The sequence below is a fragment of the Pseudomonas rhodesiae genome (assembly GCF_007858255.1).
GTDB classification, from domain to species: Bacteria; Pseudomonadota; Gammaproteobacteria; order Pseudomonadales; family Pseudomonadaceae; genus Aquipseudomonas; species Aquipseudomonas rhodesiae.
Map to the genome: position 1 here is coordinate 85,144 of NZ_VFEU01000011.1, position 13,968 is coordinate 99,111.

Annotated in this window: 17 protein-coding genes; 9 read left to right on the forward strand and 8 right to left on the reverse strand. The window is 58.4% G+C overall.

Going from position 1 to position 13,968, the window contains the following annotated elements; translation table 11 throughout:
- The first annotated feature begins 29 nt into the window (after positions 1-29).
- From FIV35_RS17310 to FIV35_RS17340, 6 genes are all read left to right on the forward strand, one after another.
- The gene (locus tag FIV35_RS17310; RefSeq protein WP_034136875.1) at positions 30-452 is read left to right on the forward strand and encodes a hypothetical protein; all 423 of its coding nucleotides are present in this window, start codon (positions 30-32) and stop codon (positions 450-452) included.
- Positions 453-573: 121 nt separating this feature from the next.
- Positions 574-2,187, forward strand: coding sequence for a histidine kinase famiy protein (locus tag FIV35_RS17315; RefSeq protein WP_034136876.1), 1,614 nt, complete (start codon positions 574-576; stop codon positions 2,185-2,187).
- A gap of 254 nt (positions 2,188-2,441) precedes the next feature.
- Complete coding sequence (locus tag FIV35_RS17325; protein ID WP_034136877.1) at positions 2,442-3,158, forward strand: DUF969 domain-containing protein; 717 nt, start codon at positions 2,442-2,444, stop codon at positions 3,156-3,158.
- The gene (locus tag FIV35_RS17330; protein WP_034099141.1) at positions 3,155-4,105 is read left to right on the forward strand and encodes a DUF979 domain-containing protein; all 951 of its coding nucleotides are present in this window, start codon (positions 3,155-3,157) and stop codon (positions 4,103-4,105) included. The genes FIV35_RS17325 and FIV35_RS17330 overlap by 4 nt, the downstream gene beginning before the upstream one ends.
- A gap of 7 nt (positions 4,106-4,112) precedes the next feature.
- Positions 4,113-4,742, forward strand: a complete 630-nt coding sequence (gene pcp / locus FIV35_RS17335) for a pyroglutamyl-peptidase I (RefSeq protein ID WP_034136878.1) — start codon at positions 4,113-4,115, stop codon at positions 4,740-4,742.
- Between the two features lie 76 nt (positions 4,743-4,818).
- Positions 4,819-5,280, forward strand: coding sequence for an anti-virulence regulator CigR family protein (locus FIV35_RS17340; protein WP_034136879.1), 462 nt, complete (start codon positions 4,819-4,821; stop codon positions 5,278-5,280).
- On the opposite strand, the gene FIV35_RS17345 is transcribed toward FIV35_RS17340, so the two are convergent.
- The 3 genes from FIV35_RS17345 to FIV35_RS17355 are packed head-to-tail and all read right to left on the reverse strand — an operon-like array spanning position 5,281 to position 7,646.
- Positions 5,281-6,684, reverse strand: coding sequence for a heavy metal sensor histidine kinase (locus tag FIV35_RS17345; RefSeq protein ID WP_034136880.1), 1,404 nt, complete (start codon positions 6,682-6,684; stop codon positions 5,281-5,283). It lies immediately after the preceding gene.
- On the reverse strand, positions 6,681-7,352 hold the full coding sequence (locus FIV35_RS17350; RefSeq protein WP_034136881.1) for a heavy metal response regulator transcription factor: 672 nt from the start codon (positions 7,350-7,352) through the stop codon (positions 6,681-6,683). Before FIV35_RS17350 ends, FIV35_RS17345 begins: the two co-directional genes overlap by 4 nt.
- A 42-nt stretch (positions 7,353-7,394) precedes the next feature.
- Complete coding sequence (locus tag FIV35_RS17355; RefSeq protein WP_034136882.1) at positions 7,395-7,646, reverse strand: DUF2790 domain-containing protein; 252 nt, start codon at positions 7,644-7,646, stop codon at positions 7,395-7,397.
- Positions 7,647-7,850: 204 nt separating this feature from the next.
- Here FIV35_RS17355 and FIV35_RS17360 point away from each other — a divergent pair, with 204 nt between their 5' ends.
- A complete protein-coding gene (locus tag FIV35_RS17360; RefSeq protein WP_034136883.1) occupies positions 7,851-8,528 on the forward strand; it encodes an HAD-IA family hydrolase in 678 nt (225 codons plus the stop codon).
- Between the two features lie 19 nt (positions 8,529-8,547).
- Here the strand turns inward: FIV35_RS17360 and FIV35_RS17365 are convergent, their stop codons facing one another.
- Entirely contained in the window at positions 8,548-8,844 is a 297-nt protein-coding gene (locus tag FIV35_RS17365; protein WP_034136884.1) for a DUF1652 domain-containing protein, read from the reverse strand.
- A 551-nt stretch (positions 8,845-9,395) separates the two neighbouring features.
- Complete coding sequence (gene csrA / locus FIV35_RS17375) at positions 9,396-9,590, reverse strand: carbon storage regulator CsrA (protein WP_003192511.1); 195 nt, start codon at positions 9,588-9,590, stop codon at positions 9,396-9,398.
- Between the two features lie 262 nt (positions 9,591-9,852).
- On the opposite strand from csrA, the gene FIV35_RS17380 reads away from it, so the two are divergent.
- Positions 9,853-10,218 (forward strand): SPOR domain-containing protein, encoded by a 366-nt coding sequence (locus tag FIV35_RS17380; protein WP_034136885.1) that lies wholly within the window; start codon positions 9,853-9,855, stop codon positions 10,216-10,218.
- A gap of 32 nt (positions 10,219-10,250) precedes the next feature.
- Here the strand turns inward: FIV35_RS17380 and FIV35_RS17385 are convergent, their stop codons facing one another.
- From FIV35_RS17385 to FIV35_RS17395, 3 genes are all read right to left on the reverse strand, one after another.
- A complete protein-coding gene (locus tag FIV35_RS17385; protein ID WP_034099128.1) occupies positions 10,251-10,940 on the reverse strand; it encodes an endonuclease in 690 nt (229 codons plus the stop codon).
- Between the two features lie 4 nt (positions 10,941-10,944).
- Positions 10,945-11,196, reverse strand: a complete 252-nt coding sequence (locus FIV35_RS17390; RefSeq protein ID WP_169869002.1) for a DUF1654 domain-containing protein — start codon at positions 11,194-11,196, stop codon at positions 10,945-10,947.
- 165 nt (positions 11,197-11,361) lie between these two features.
- The gene (locus FIV35_RS17395; RefSeq protein ID WP_034099126.1) at positions 11,362-12,450 is read right to left on the reverse strand and encodes an asparaginase; all 1,089 of its coding nucleotides are present in this window, start codon (positions 12,448-12,450) and stop codon (positions 11,362-11,364) included.
- Positions 12,451-12,995: 545 nt separating this feature from the next.
- Between FIV35_RS17395 and FIV35_RS17400 the strand changes: the two genes are divergently transcribed.
- Positions 12,996-13,955, forward strand: coding sequence for a sugar ABC transporter substrate-binding protein (locus tag FIV35_RS17400; RefSeq protein ID WP_034136887.1), 960 nt, complete (start codon positions 12,996-12,998; stop codon positions 13,953-13,955).
- The last annotated feature ends 13 nt before the right edge of the window (positions 13,956-13,968 follow it).

The following is a 13,968-nucleotide window of genomic DNA, read 5'->3' on the forward strand; positions in this document are numbered from 1 at the left end:
GAGCAATCTCTCGTTATCGGACATTCGACATGCTTATCAATGTTGGTAATTCCAGCTCCGTAGTCGTCCCGCAGACCACGTCTATCACCAGTGAGACAACCAAGAACGAAGACACCGGGGCTCTGACCATTCGTATGGATCCAAAAGCCACGGGGGCTGCTGCGAACGGCGGGGACCAGGCTCTATCCGGCACGCAGGAGTCAGATCAGGTCAAAGAGTTGAAAAAACAGATCGAGCAACTGCAAAAGCAGCTTCAGCAGGCTCAGGAGGCGTTGCAGAGAGCCCAGTCCAGCAAACAAAGTGAAGAGGCCAAGGCTGTGGCTGTCATGGCGGCTCAAACACAGATTTCGACCATAAACGCGGCATTGCAGACGGTTACCGCGGCGCTTTTGCAGGCCGTCATGGCCGAGAGCGGCAGCGGGAAGGGGTCAATGCTCAGCACCACGGCTTGAACTGATCGTAAAGGGTCGTTGTAGAACGGAGCCACGGGGCGCCAAACTATTTTTTGACTCCGGTTGTCTATGAGGCAGGAAGTCCGTTTTCTCCTCTATCAAGCCGACAGGATTTAGCCCCGTGACTCATCAACCAAAAGATCTCCACACCCGCGTGGATAACTCTGAAACCGGTGATATCACATCGGCAGGTAAGAACATCTTCTTTGCTGCCGTCGGCACCACGCGTATGCCCATGATCGTCACCGATCCCAATCGCGAAGATAATCCGATCATTTTTGCCAACCAGGCCTTCCTGGATATGACCGGTTACAGCGCCGACGAAATCTACGGGCGCAACTGCCGCTTTCTACAAGGCCCGGATACCGACCCCGAGGTGGTGGGCCAGATCAAGCAATCCATCAGTGAAGAAGAAGACGTCGCGGTCGAGTTGCTCAACTACCGCAAAGACGGCTCGACGTTCTGGAACGCGTTGTTCATTTCGCCGGTGTACAACGAATCCAATCAGTTGATGTACTTCTTCGCTTCGCAGCTGGACGTCAGTCGCCGCCGCGATGCCGAGGACGCGCTGCGTCAGGCGCAGAAAATGGAAGCGCTGGGCCAGCTCACCGGCGGTATTGCTCACGACTTCAACAACCTGCTGCAGGTCATCGGCGGCTACGTCGAGATGGTCGACCGCGCCGTGCGCAAGCCTGTGCTGGACGAAGATCGTGTGATTCGCAGCCTGAGTATGACCAAAGGGGCGGTAGAGAAAGCGTCCACGCTGACGCAGCAGTTGCTGGCGTTTTCCCGCAAGCAGAAGTTGCAGGGGCGAGTGATCAACCTCAATCATTTCGTCGAACTGGCCAGACGCTCCGCTGAGCGGGTGATGGGCGACAACATCGATTTTCGCACCGACCTGCAAACCGATCTGTGGAACTGCCGCATCGACCCGACCCAGGCCGAGCTGGCCATCCTCAATATCGTGATCAATGCGCGCGACGCCTTGGTGGAGCGTGAGCAGCCTGCCTTGGCTATCGAGACCCGCAATATCCAAGTGCGCGAACTCAGCTCCATGTCCTACGACGGGCTGATGCCGGGACGCTATGTCAGTATGGCCTTGACGGACAATGGCTGTGGGATGCCCGACAGTATTCTTACGCGGGTTATGGACCCGTTCTTCACCACCAAGGATGAAGGCAAGGGCACCGGCCTGGGCTTGTCGATGGTCTACGGCTTTGCCAAGCAGTCCGGCGGCGCTGTGCGGATTTACTCCGAGGAGGGCCTTGGCACCACGGTGCGCTTGTATTTCCCGGCGGATGAGGCTGGCGTGTCGGCCCAGGAAGAGCCCAAGGTGTCGGAAGCCCGCAGCGGTTCGGAACGTATCCTGATCGTCGAGGACCGCCCGGATGTCGCGGAGCTGGCGCGCATGGTGCTGGAGGACTACGGCTATCACACCACCATCGCCTACGGCGCTGCCGAGGCATTGGACGTGTTGGCCAGGGAAGAGCGTTATGACTTGCTGTTCTCCGACGTGATCATGCCCGGCGGCATGAATGGCGTGATGCTGGCGCGGGAGGTCTGCCAGTTGTACCCCGACATGAAAATCCTGCTGACCACTGGCTACGCGGAAAACGCCATTGAACGCACCGACCTGGGCGGCGCGGAGTTCGAGGTGATCTCCAAACCGTGCTTGCCCAATGTGCTGGCCAAGAAGGTCAGGTACGTGCTCGATGGCCCCAACGGCGTGAGCTGAGTCTCGTGTTGGGGGCGTTGCCGACGGCACGCCCCCATCCCCTCCGATACCCACAAAATTTATTGGATCGCAGCAACAATTTTTCTTGTTGGACACCTCCCGCCTCCAGGCAGCAAAGTTGCCGCCACTGACGCTCGACCTTCCGGGTCAACAATAAAAAACCGAGCCGACTGCACGCCACCTCTTGCTGTGAACCCTTTGTTCACATCCTGCTGTAATGGCGCCGCAGCGCGCATTTAAAGGACCTCTCCGTCATGCACACTGTTGTGAATCTATGGCCGTTGATTGGCGTGCTCGTCATCGTGTTCGGCTTTGTTTTGCGCTTCAATCCGCTGCTGGTGGTCACCGCTGCCGCGATCGCCACCGGGCTTGCTGCTCACTTTCCCCTGGAAAAAATCCTCGCCTCCATGGGGGATGGCTTCCTTCAGACCCGTGCCCTACAGCTAATTCTATTGTTACCGTTGGCAGTCATCGGACTGCTGGAGCGTCATGGGTTGCGTCTGCATGCGCAGAACTGGATCGCACGGTTCCAGCGCGCCACGGTCGGGCGCTTGTTGATCATCTATCTGTTCGTACGCGAATCCACTGCGGCCATGGGCCTGACCAGCCTGGGCGGGCATCCGCAGATGGTGCGGCCGCTGCTGGCGCCGATGGCCGAAGGCGCGGCGGAAAAGCGCTACGGCAAACTGCCGGACAAAGTGCGTCACAAGGTCCTGGCCATGTGTGCGGCCACGGACAACGTTGGGCTGTTCTTCGGTGAAGACATCTTTGTGGCGTTCGGCGCCATCGCGCTGATGCACACGTTCCTGCTGGGCTCGGGGATCAATGTGGAGCCGCTGCACATTGCGGTATGGGGCATTCCCACGGCGATCTGTGCATTTATCGTGCATGGGATCCGGCTGCACCGCTTCGACCGACGGCTCACCCGCGAGCTGACGCCCAGCGTGAAGGCTGTGGAGGCGGCGCAATGATTATTTCGATTCAATACCTGTACTGGCTGGCCGGGGTGCTGCTGTTGATTACGGCAGGCATGATTGTGCTGGATCGCAGTCACCCCAAGCGTTGGTCCAGCGCGCTCTTTTGGCTGCTGTTCGCGATTCCGTTTCTGGTGGGTGAGCGTCTGCCCTCGGTGGTGATCGGCGCCGGCGTGGTGGTAATGGCATTGATCGCCGGTTTCGGCGGTGTGGGGCGTGGCTCCCATGCTGAACTGCATGACAAGGCCACCCGTGCCAGTGCCGGTCGCCTGGGGCACAAGTTGTTTATTCCAGCGTTGGCTATTCCCCTGACCACGGTGATCGGTTCGGTCTTGCTCAAGCACACCGAGATCGGCGGCGTGCCGTTGCTGGACCCGAAAAACACTACCTTTGTGTCCCTCGGTATCGGCTGTCTGATCGCCCTCGGCCTGGCCTGTTGGCTGACCCGCGATACACCGGTGCAAGCCTTGCGCGAGTCGCGTCGCCTGACCGAAGCCCTGGGCTGGGCCATGGTCTTGCCGCAGATGCTGGCCATGCTCGGCCTGTTGTTTAACGAGGCTGGGGTGGGCACGGCGGTCGCCCATGTCACCACTACCTACATCAACCTGGATTTCAAGTTGGTGGCGGTGATGGTCTATGTGCTGGGGATGGCGTTGTTCACAGTGATCATGGGCAACGGTTTCGCGGCGTTCCCGGTGATGACCGGCGGCGTCGGTGTACCGGTGCTGGTGGGGATCTACGGCGGCAACCCAGCGGTCATGGCTGCCATCGGTATGTTCTCCGGCTACTGCGGTACGCTGATGACCCCGATGGCCGCCAATTTCAATATCGTCCCGGCGGCCTTGCTGGAACTGCCGGACAAGAACGCGGTGATCAAAGCGCAACTGCCGACTGCCTTGATGATGCTGGTGGTCAATATCGTCCTGCTTTACCTGTTGATGTGAGGCCACTATGCACACGGTGTTGCTAACGGGATTTGAGCCCTTCGACCAAGACCCGGTGAACCCGTCCTGGGAAGCCGTGCGCCAGTTGGATGGTCTGCAACTGCGCGACGACGTGCGGATCGTTGCGCGGCGGCTGCCCTGTGCCTTTGCCACGGCCCCGGAATCCCTGCTGCAAATGATCAACGAACTGCGCCCGGCGATGGTTATCGCCACGGGGCTGGGGCCTGGGCGTAGCGATATTTCCATCGAAAGGGTGGCGATCAACCTCAACGATGCGCGTATCGCCGATAACCTCGGGGCGCAGCCGATCGACACGGCGGTGGTGACGGATGGCCCGGCGGCGTACTTCACCACGCTGCCGATCAAGGCGATGGTGCGGGCGGTGCGCGAGGCTGGGGTGGCCGCTTCGGTGTCCCATACAGCGGGTACGTTCGTGTGCAACCAGGTGTTCTATCGCCTGCAGCATGCGCTCGCCGGCTCTGGTGTGCGCAGCGGCTTTATTCATGTGCCGCGCTTGCCAGGGGGCAGCGAGCCGTCCATGCCGTTGACGACCCTGGTCGAAGGACTGCGCGTCGCGGTGACGACAGCCTGGCAGACCTCGGTGGATGTGGTGGAGGCGGGCGGTCAGGTAAGTTGATCGGGCGCTGCTTTCAATGCGTCGCCGTGCAATTTCAACTACAGTTCAAGGACGTTTCTGCCCTGGAAAAATCGCCATGCTCAAGTGTTCGAAATATGCGTCTGTTGTGCTAGTGCTTGCGTTGTCTGCCGGGAGTGCTCTCGCGTTGGCTGATCCTGGCAACGGCCATGGGAATGGCAAGGGCGGCGGCGGTAACGGCAAAGGCAATAACCCTGGCGGCCAGAACTACGACAAACCCAAAGGCAAAGGTGCCTCGGGCAGTCATGGGCCCAACGTGGATCGCAGCAGCGTACTGAGTGTGCTGGGCGGTTATCGCGACTATTGGAGCCCCGGCCCGGCCTTGCCGCCGGGGATCCAGAAGAACCTGGCACGCGGCAAACCGCTGCCGCCGGGTATCGCGAAAAAACTCGATGGCCGCTTGCTGGGCCAGTTGCCACATTACGATGGCTACGAATGGCAGCAGGCGGGCACTGACTTGATCCTGGTGGCCATTGCTTCGGGCATCATCTACGAAGTCCTCAATGGGGCGTTCAACTGATCAGTCCGCTTCTCGCCCGGGGAACAACAGCTCGAAACGGGTGACACCGTTCTGGCTGCTGACGCTGTAGCGGCCATTGTGCAACTGCATGATGGTCGCCACGATCGACAGGCCCAACCCGTTGGAGTGAGCCGAACGTTCCCGCGACTCATCCACTCGATAAAAACGCTCGAACAGACGCGGCAGGTGTTCGGCCGCAATCGTCTCCCCCTGATTGCTGACCCGCAGGATGAGGCCCTCATCCGTGGGCATCGCCTCGATACGCAGCTCTGAATGCGCGGCGCCGTACTTGATCGCATTAGCGCACAGGTTCGCCAGGGCGCGCCGCAGTAGCATGGGCTCGGCCCAGATTTCCCCTTGGCCAGCGGCGAGAATGCGCATCCCCCGATCACTTGCCAGCCCCTCGAAGTATTCCGCGATGCGTTCCACTTCATCTGCGGCGCTGAGTGCCTGGCGTTGGCGCAGGGCGCTGGCCGGGTCAGTGCGTGCGAGGAACAGCATATTGTCGAGCATGCGCGCCAGCCGTTCGAGTTCTTCGACATTCGAGGCCAACAGTTGCTGATAGCTATCGACGCTGCGCTGTTGATGCAGGGCAACCTGGGTTTCCCCCAACAAGTTGTTGATAGGCGTGCGTAGTTCATGCGCCATGTCGGTCGACACCTGGCTCAATTGCGCAAAACCCTTGGCCAGGCGTTCGAGCATGGTGTTGAAGGCATCGATCATCGGCAATAGTTCTTTCGGCGCGCCCCGGCTGTCGAGACGTTCGGCCAGGTTGCCGACGCCGATCCCTTGGGCATGCTGCGCCAACCGTCGCAACGGCAGCAGGCCGCGATGCACCAGTAGATAGCCGGCCAGCGCCAGGGCCAGTGCGGCGATACCTGCCAGGATATACACACTCAATCGATAACTGGCGAGCATGGCGGTACGTTCGGTCATCAAGCGTCCGCTGGTAACTTGCAGGTTGCCCAGGTCGCCGGAGTCGATAGACGCGGCAAGGGCGGCCAAAGGAACGCCGTTGACACCAGCCAGGTGCTGCACATCGGTAAGGTCCAGGACATGGCCTTTGGGCACCGGTGTAACCGCCGGCAAGTCGATATTTCCGGGATTCACCAGCAGCAATGGCTGTTGCCCGGGAGCTGCGATACTCAGCACCGATTCGCGGTTGCCCAGCATGTTTTGGAACAATTCCGGTTTGTTCCTGATCAGCTCCAAGGTGTTGCTGTCGTTGAGCAGGTTGCGCAGTTGATCGACCCGCGAGATCAGCGCGGCATCGTCGCGGCGGATCAGCTCCCGCTCCAGTTCCCGGTACAGCGCCACGCCGAGGGTGGCCAGCAGAGCAAAGGCGAGCAGGGCGAACACCAGCGCCAGGCGCAAAGTCAGCGAATAATGTCGGCGAGGCGTCATGGTTGGGTATCGAAGCGGTAGCCGATGCCGCGCACGCTATGGATCAGCTTGAGCTGGAACGGGTCGTCGATCTTCAGGCGCAAGCGGCGCACGGCCACGTCCACCACATTGGTGTCGCTGTCGAAGTTCATATCCCATACCCGCGACGCGATCAGCGAGCGTGACAACACCTGGCCCTGGTGCGTGGCAAACAGGTGCAGAAGGGCAAATTCCTTGTTGGTCAGGGTAATGCGTGTGCCGGCGCGGGTGACGCGTCGTTTGAGCACTTCAATGTGCAAGTCGGCGATGTGCAGCTGGTCTTCTTCACGGGTTGGGCCGCGACGGGTCAGGGTGCGTAGGCGGGCTACCAGTTCGGCGAAGGAAAAGGGCTTGATCAGGTAATCGTCCGCACCCAGCTCCAGGCCCTTGATGCGGTCGGCGATATCATCACGGGCGGTAAGAAAAAGCACTGGTGTGTCAGCTTCTTTACGCAGGCGGCGCAGCACTTCCCAGCCGTCCATTTTCGGCATCATCACATCCAGGACGATCACATCGAACGGCGTTTCCAGCGCTTGGTGCAGGCCGTCCACGCCATCGCGGGCAAGGCTGACGGAATAGCCCAGTTCCTGAAGGCCATTGAGCAGGTAATTGCCGGCCTTGGGTTCGTCTTCGACAACAAGGATATTCATGGGAAGGGCTCAAGTTCGGTACGTCGCGCCAGTGTAATCCGATCAATTGTCATTGGGGCAACCGATGGCCTGGACCTGGTAGTCCAGTACATGTTCGCGCCCCTGGTGGTCGAGGTAGCGCAATTGCGCCGGGACAACGCCGCATTGGCTGCCGGTGTCGCTGCTCGACAGTACTTTGGCGACGTCCAGGTGCACGTAGAAGCCAGTGGCGTCATGGATTATGCCGGTGTTGTCGGCAGCGAATACGGAGCCGGTGGCAAGCAGTGCGGTGACGCCGAGGATAAACAGTTTCATCACGGTCTTGCTCCAGAAGGGTGGCTGCCAGGCTTTGGCAGTACGTTCACGGTAATCAGCCACCCCTAACAGCCCGCCAACAGAATGATGACAAGTTCGTAATCAAACCCGTTGCCCCAGGCCTGGCGGCGTTTACAAGCCACCGGCTAGCCCCGTAGATTGCAGCAGCCGATCATGTGTTACCGCCCACGAGGAAGCCATCCAGTGTCCATCCGCGCTTCAGCTGTATTTGCCCGTCCCTACCGTGCTTTTCTGTTCGATATGGATGGAACCCTGCTCAACTCCATCGCCGCCGCGGAGCGGGTATGGAGCCTCTGGGCCGAACGTCACGGTCTGGATGTGGCGGCGTTTTTAACCACCATCCATGGCGCCCGCGCCATCGATACCATCACGCGCCAGGGGTTACCCGGCGTCGACCCGCACGCTGAAGCGCAATGGATCACCGAAGCTGAAATCAACGATGTGCGCGGCGTGGTTGCGATTTCCGGCGCTGCGGCGTTTCTCGACAGCCTGCCTGCCGATCAGTGGGCGTTGGTGACGTCGGCGCCCAAGGAGCTGGCAATGCGCCGGCTGCAAGCGGCGGGCATTGCGCCGCCGACGGTGATGGTGACGGCAGAAGATGTCACTATCGGCAAGCCGAATCCGGCCTGTTATGTGCTGGGCGCCCAGCGTTTGGGCGTTTCGGTGCAGGAGTGTCTGGTGTTTGAGGATGCGTCGGTGGGCATTCGCGCAAGTGAGGCGGCGGGCGCGGATGTGATGGTGGTGACTGCGACCCACCTCAAGCCGTTGGCGACACAACACCCAACCATTAGTGGGTATGAGCGGCTGCAGGTGCGGCGGAATGCCGAGGGCTGGTTGACCTTGCACAACGAGACGGGTTGATACAAGAAAGCCAAGACCTTTACGGGTCTTGGCTTTCTTGCCACGCAATCGCGTTGGGCGGTGCATGCATGCGTTCGCTCCTCATGCCGCGTCGTGACACCACCATTTCGCGAAGAATCTCATTAGCCAGTCGTGCAATCGCTTCGGCGCCGCGATAGTGCGCGCGTACGATCCCGGTGATTGCGAAATGATCTGTCTCCGGGCCGCTGAGCACCACGGACAAGGTGCCGTCAGCGTGTAGCGTGCAGGCAACCGCATAGCTGGGTAAGCGGGCTGCGAGGGCGGATTCGATTTCTGATCGGCTGAGGGTATCCATCGGTTTCAGGCCTTCAACTAACGGGTAAACACACCAAGCATAGGCCGCGATGCGACACTGTAAATACCGGCAATCTGCTAGCTGATACGTCACTATGGGCGTGACGTTTTTCCAGGGCTGCGCTGACAGAATCTGCGGTGTACAACCTTTTGTATAGGCTTGAGGCAGAACATAAACAGATAACCGCATAGCAGTAGCGTCAGGTCCAGCACCGAATGCTGATCGGTGGGAGCGCTGCCTGCAATTTCAAACCTGATTGCCAATTCCAGGCCGATAAAAGCCAGCCCTATCAGCAAGGCGATCAGCCAGGATCTGGAAAAGCGCGGCGATGCGGTATGAGACCTCATGTACGTGCTCCCGAGTGCACATTGAGGAAGTCAGTCAGGAGTTTCGGCTGTAAATGACGTAACAAGTTCCGGTCCCGAAGATTGTTTCATCTTGTCGCGTGGACCGACTTGATGGCGATGCTGGCCACGTCCGAAACGCAGGCCGTTGGGAAGAGTTTTCGCCAGCCGTTACCGTGCACGAAAGGGCTGGCTACTGAGGGCGTTTCAAGGCGTCTGGTTTTTGTCCGGAGCAGTCAGGCCAGCCTGGATACGTTGATAGATCTCTTCGCGATGCACGGCAACGTCTTTCGGTGCGTTGATGCCGATTCGTACTTGCTGGCCGCTGACGCCCAGGATGGTGATCGTGATGTCATCACCGATGTTTATGCTTTCACCAACTTTGCGGGTGAGTATAAGCATGGACTTCTCCTTGATTACTTTTAAGGACACATGTTTCAGACAGGGCAGGTGTCGGATGTGTATAGCTTACTGCTAAGCGCTTCCCTGTGACTGCCTCTTTAGGACGCATAGAGGCAACATTAATTCCCATGGGCGCATCATACAGGTCTGCGATACATCATTCGCATTGTTTAATCCAACGTTTATGACGGCCAGAATAGACAGTGGATGATAAAGTCGCCTCTTTAATCCTTAAAGGAGCAGGGCAGTGCGTAAAGTAGTGATGGCAATGATGGTGTTGGCGCTGGCCGGCTGTGGCGAAGGCAAGCCCGTCGATACCCCCAAGGCCAAGCCTGCCGTGGGCGAAAGCCAACCACAGACCGGCGCGATTGCTGTGCAGGAATGGGATGTACGGGTAGGCCCGCCGGACCACAAGCTGCAGGCGATCACTGACCTTACCGCCTGGTTGCTGGAACATGGTTTCAATTTTTATATCGTGAAGGTGGACGGCAAGGACGAAGTGCTTCTAGGGCCGTTCGCAACCAAGGAGGAAGCAGAAGCCAAGCAGGCACTGCTCACTGAAAAACTCGCGCGGGCCAAGAAGAACGACACCGAGTCCCAAGTCATCGAGCACAAGGCCGCCCAGTAATGGGCCGATTGGGCGGGGGCTCCCGCCCATGTTCAACCGCATGCTTTGAGGTTCACCGGGCCGACAAACTCATTGCCGCGCCCCATCACGCAGGCCACGGTCTGGTTACGCTGGCGCTCCCAGGCCTGTACGGGGTAGGTCTTGTTCCAGGCTTCGTACAATTGGCGATCCTGTTTCGACAAGCGCAAACCGTACTGCTTACTCATGTAGAAATAGGTACGCGCAATCATTCCGCGAATCGATGGGCGCGGCATGACTTTCTTGGCCTTGAAGTCAACCTGTGTCAGGCATGAGCCGTATTGCCCACTCTGTACCGGCAGCCAACCAAAGCTGAAGTTGTTACGGTCGCCGTTAACTTCGCCAATGCTGGGTACCAGGTTGTGCAAATCCGCTTCGGCACGCTTGAACACATCATCATGGCGCGTGCAGTTTTTGCGACCGCCGTTCTGCCAGCACTGGCGCTGATGCCCGATCTGCCATGCGGGCACAATGTGTTCCCATTCAATGCGCGCGGCGCGGTTGGCGTTTTTGCGTGGAATGTACCCGCAGGCTTTCAGGTCCACGCGATTGCCGGTGTATTTGCAGCCGCAATAGAACTCGGTGGATTGCGGGGCGTAGAGTTTCCAGGCAATTTTCTTGGCTTCGCTGAACGTGCGAGGCGCTTGGGCATGGGCGGAAATGGCAAAAAACAGGCAACACACAGCAATAAAGCGGGCACTCATTGAGTCAATCTTCCTTCGGCACAACCCAGAAAATCTGCACGCCACCGTCGTCGCGGTAGGCGAGGGTGACATTATCGTTTTCAGCGATTTCCTCGAGCAGGCGCTGCCATTGCTCTTCAGGCTCATCCGGCAGGCGGAAGATGAGGGCGGCCTTGGCTTTCTGAGCCTGGGTCGAGTTAATGATCTTTTGCACACGAACGGCCAAGCGTTCATAAGCATCAGGTGCTGTCGGCAGTGCCGCAGAAGATTTTGCCACGGAATATTCCTTAGTTTGCTGTACGTGCATACAGTATTTAACTGTAGGCAATTTCGCAACTGCTTAAACTTCTGGAGGTTCTTCTGTCAGCAATTCGGGATGGCTGATGGAGGGGGGAGGAGGGACTGTAGGAGCGAATTCGCTCCTACAGAAGATGTTTAGAAATCAATATTCCCAGAACATCCGTTGCAGCTCTTTGCTGTCCTGAGTCTTGGTCAGGGCGACCATTGCCAGAATCCGCGCTTTCTGTGGGTTCAAGTCCAGGGCTGCGACCCAGTCGTACTTGTCGTCAGGCTGTTCGGCGTTACGCAGCACCATGCCACCCGCGTTGACGTGGGAAGAACGAATGATCTGCACGCCTTGCTTGCGCAGGTCCACCAGAGTCGGCACCACTTTGGAAGACACCGAGCCGTTACCGGTGCCGGCATGGATGATGGCTTTCGCGCCAGCTTGGGCCAGGGCCTTGTAAGCAGTGTCGCTCACGTTGCCGTAGCCGTAGGCAATTTCCACATCGGGCAGGCTCTTGATGGTTTTGATGTCGAACTCGGAGTCCATGGTGTGGCGCTTGGCTGGCAGGCGGAACCAGTAGGACTTGCCCTCAACCACCATGCCCAGTGGACCCCATGGGCTCTTGAAGGCTTCGGTCTTGATGTTGATCATCTTGCTGACGTCACGACCTGACTGGATTTCGTCGTTCATGGTCACCAGTACGCCTTTGCCGCGTGCATCTTTGCTGCCGGCCACGGCCACTGCGTTATACAGGTTGAGCATGCCGTCCGCCGACATGGCGGTGCCTGGGCGCATCGAGCCGACCACTACGATAGGCTTGTCGGTTTTCTCTACCAGGTTCAGGAAGTAGGCGGTTTCTTCCAGGGTGTCGGTACCGTGGGTGATCACGATGCCATCCACGTCTTTGCTGTCGGCCAGCTCCGCAACACGGCGACCCAGTTGCAGCAGGTTCTCATTGTTGATGCTTTCGGACGCAATTTGCATCACTTGTTCGCCGCGCACATTGGCGATCTGACTAAGCTCAGGAACACCGGCGATCAATTGCTCGATACCGACCTTGGCCGCCTGATAGGTGGCGCTGTTAGCGGCACTGGCGCCGGCGCCGGCAATGGTGCCGCCGGTGGCGAGAATCACCACGTTGGACAGTTTGGTCTTGGCTTCAACTTCTTTTGCCTGGGCGGCAACGGGGAACAGCAGCAGGAGGGCTAAGGCGCCCGGAACAAAGTTCTTCAGTGCGGATTTCATTATTTTTCTCTCTGATTTTTTGATGAGTGCTGTAGCAGTTTCATCCAGAACACTCGGGCGATGCTAAATGCCGCGAGGTGCTGACTAGGAGCAGGATCTGTACCAGCCTCATGGTTGATGGTTTTTTAAATTAACTTATTGATAAAAAAGGATTTTCTGTGAAATTTAAGTGTGATCGATTTTCGTGCCGTCCGGCTTTCCGAACACGGCATCAATTGCCGTTCGGTTGTCCGAAAATAATGACGGAATAATCCGCATTGGCTTGCCAGGCGTAAGCGGTTCAGAGAGCAATAAGGGAGACGATGTTCAGAAGCTGCCGCGTATGCTGCAAAGGTGTTGATGAAAGGAGCTGCATGAAAGATGCTTCCCCCGTTGACAAATTTCGACAAGGTTCTCATAGTTTGAGTAACGCAAACGTTTGCGAGATGTTTCCGATGCGCTTGGCGTAACGTGACAGCTCGTATCAGCCACCCAAGTGGGCGGGCTGCCGAAGCCTTCTTCGGTGCAAGCGTTGCTTACAATAATCATAAGATCGGAGTGACCCCATGAAGCTGCCATTTGCTGGACGTCTTCTCGCTATCGCTGTGCTTGCTGCCGCATCCGCCGCTTTACCGCTCTCTTCTGCATTCGCTGACGAGGCCGCCGCCAAACCGAAAGTCGGTCTTGTAATGAAGTCCTTGGCCAACGAATTCTTCGTCACCATGGAAGAAGGCGCCAAGGGCTATCATAAAGCTCACTCCGCTGATTTCGACATGATCTCCAATGGCATCAAGAACGAGACCGATACCGCTGCCCAGATCGATATCGTCAGACAGATGATCCTGTCCAAGGTCAACGCCATCGTCATTGCACCAGCCGACTCCAAGGCGCTGGTCGCCGTACTGGAAAAAGCCTCCGATGCCGGGATCAAGGTGGTCAACATCGACAACCGTCTCGACCCCGGTGTGTTGAAAAGCAAGAACCTCGACATTCCCTTCGTTGGCCCGGACAACCGCAAAGGTGCCAAGCTGGTGGGCGATTACTTGGCCAAGCAAATGAGCGCGGGCGACAAGGTCGGCATCATCGAAGGCGTACCGACCACCACCAACGCCCAGCAGCGCACCGCCGGTTTCAAAGACGCGATGGATGCTGCCGGCATGAAGATCGTATCCACCCAGTCGGGTAACTGGGAGATCGACCAGGGCCAGAAAGTCGCCTCCGCAATGCTGAGCGAATACCCAGACCTCAAAGCGCTGCTGGCTGGTAACGACAACATGGCTTTGGGTGCTGTCTCCGCCGTACGTGCAGCCGGCAAAGCGGGCAAGGTGCTGGTGGTGGGCTACGACAATATCGAAGCCATCAAGCCGATGCTGCAGGACGGCCGCGTGCTGGCCACCGCCGACCAGGCCGCTGCCCAGCAAGCCGTGTTCGGTATCCAGAACGCGCTCAAGCTGGTCAAGGGTGAAAAAGTCGATGCCAAAGATGGCGTGATCGAAACCCCGGTCGAACTCGTCCTCAAGAAGTAATTCTGGCAGCACC

What these genes read in the sequence shown, in the direction of transcription:
- pcp (WP_034136878.1), top strand. Translation starts at nt 4,113, where the DNA reads ATGCACACGGTGTTGCTAACGGGATTTGAGCCCTTCGACCAAGACCCG.
- FIV35_RS17385 (WP_034099128.1), bottom strand. Translation starts at nt 10,940, where the DNA reads ATGAGTGCCCGCTTTATTGCTGTGTGTTGCCTGTTTTTTGCCATTTCC.
- FIV35_RS17345 (WP_034136880.1), bottom strand. Translation starts at nt 6,684, where the DNA reads ATGACGCCTCGCCGACATTATTCGCTGACTTTGCGCCTGGCGCTGGTG.
- csrA (WP_003192511.1), bottom strand. Translation starts at nt 9,590, where the DNA reads ATGCTTATACTCACCCGCAAAGTTGGTGAAAGCATAAACATCGGTGAT.
- FIV35_RS17350 (WP_034136881.1), bottom strand. Translation starts at nt 7,352, where the DNA reads ATGAATATCCTTGTTGTCGAAGACGAACCCAAGGCCGGCAATTACCTG.
- FIV35_RS17355 (WP_034136882.1), bottom strand. Translation starts at nt 7,646, where the DNA reads ATGAAACTGTTTATCCTCGGCGTCACCGCACTGCTTGCCACCGGCTCC.
- FIV35_RS17400 (WP_034136887.1), top strand. Translation starts at nt 12,996, where the DNA reads ATGAAGCTGCCATTTGCTGGACGTCTTCTCGCTATCGCTGTGCTTGCT.
- FIV35_RS17340 (WP_034136879.1), top strand. Translation starts at nt 4,819, where the DNA reads ATGCTCAAGTGTTCGAAATATGCGTCTGTTGTGCTAGTGCTTGCGTTG.
- FIV35_RS17365 (WP_034136884.1), bottom strand. Translation starts at nt 8,844, where the DNA reads ATGGATACCCTCAGCCGATCAGAAATCGAATCCGCCCTCGCAGCCCGC.
- FIV35_RS17325 (WP_034136877.1), top strand. Translation starts at nt 2,442, where the DNA reads ATGCACACTGTTGTGAATCTATGGCCGTTGATTGGCGTGCTCGTCATC.
- FIV35_RS17330 (WP_034099141.1), top strand. Translation starts at nt 3,155, where the DNA reads ATGATTATTTCGATTCAATACCTGTACTGGCTGGCCGGGGTGCTGCTG.
- FIV35_RS17310 (WP_034136875.1), top strand. Translation starts at nt 30, where the DNA reads ATGCTTATCAATGTTGGTAATTCCAGCTCCGTAGTCGTCCCGCAGACC.
- FIV35_RS17395 (WP_034099126.1), bottom strand. Translation starts at nt 12,450, where the DNA reads ATGAAATCCGCACTGAAGAACTTTGTTCCGGGCGCCTTAGCCCTCCTG.
- FIV35_RS17380 (WP_034136885.1), top strand. Translation starts at nt 9,853, where the DNA reads ATGGCAATGATGGTGTTGGCGCTGGCCGGCTGTGGCGAAGGCAAGCCC.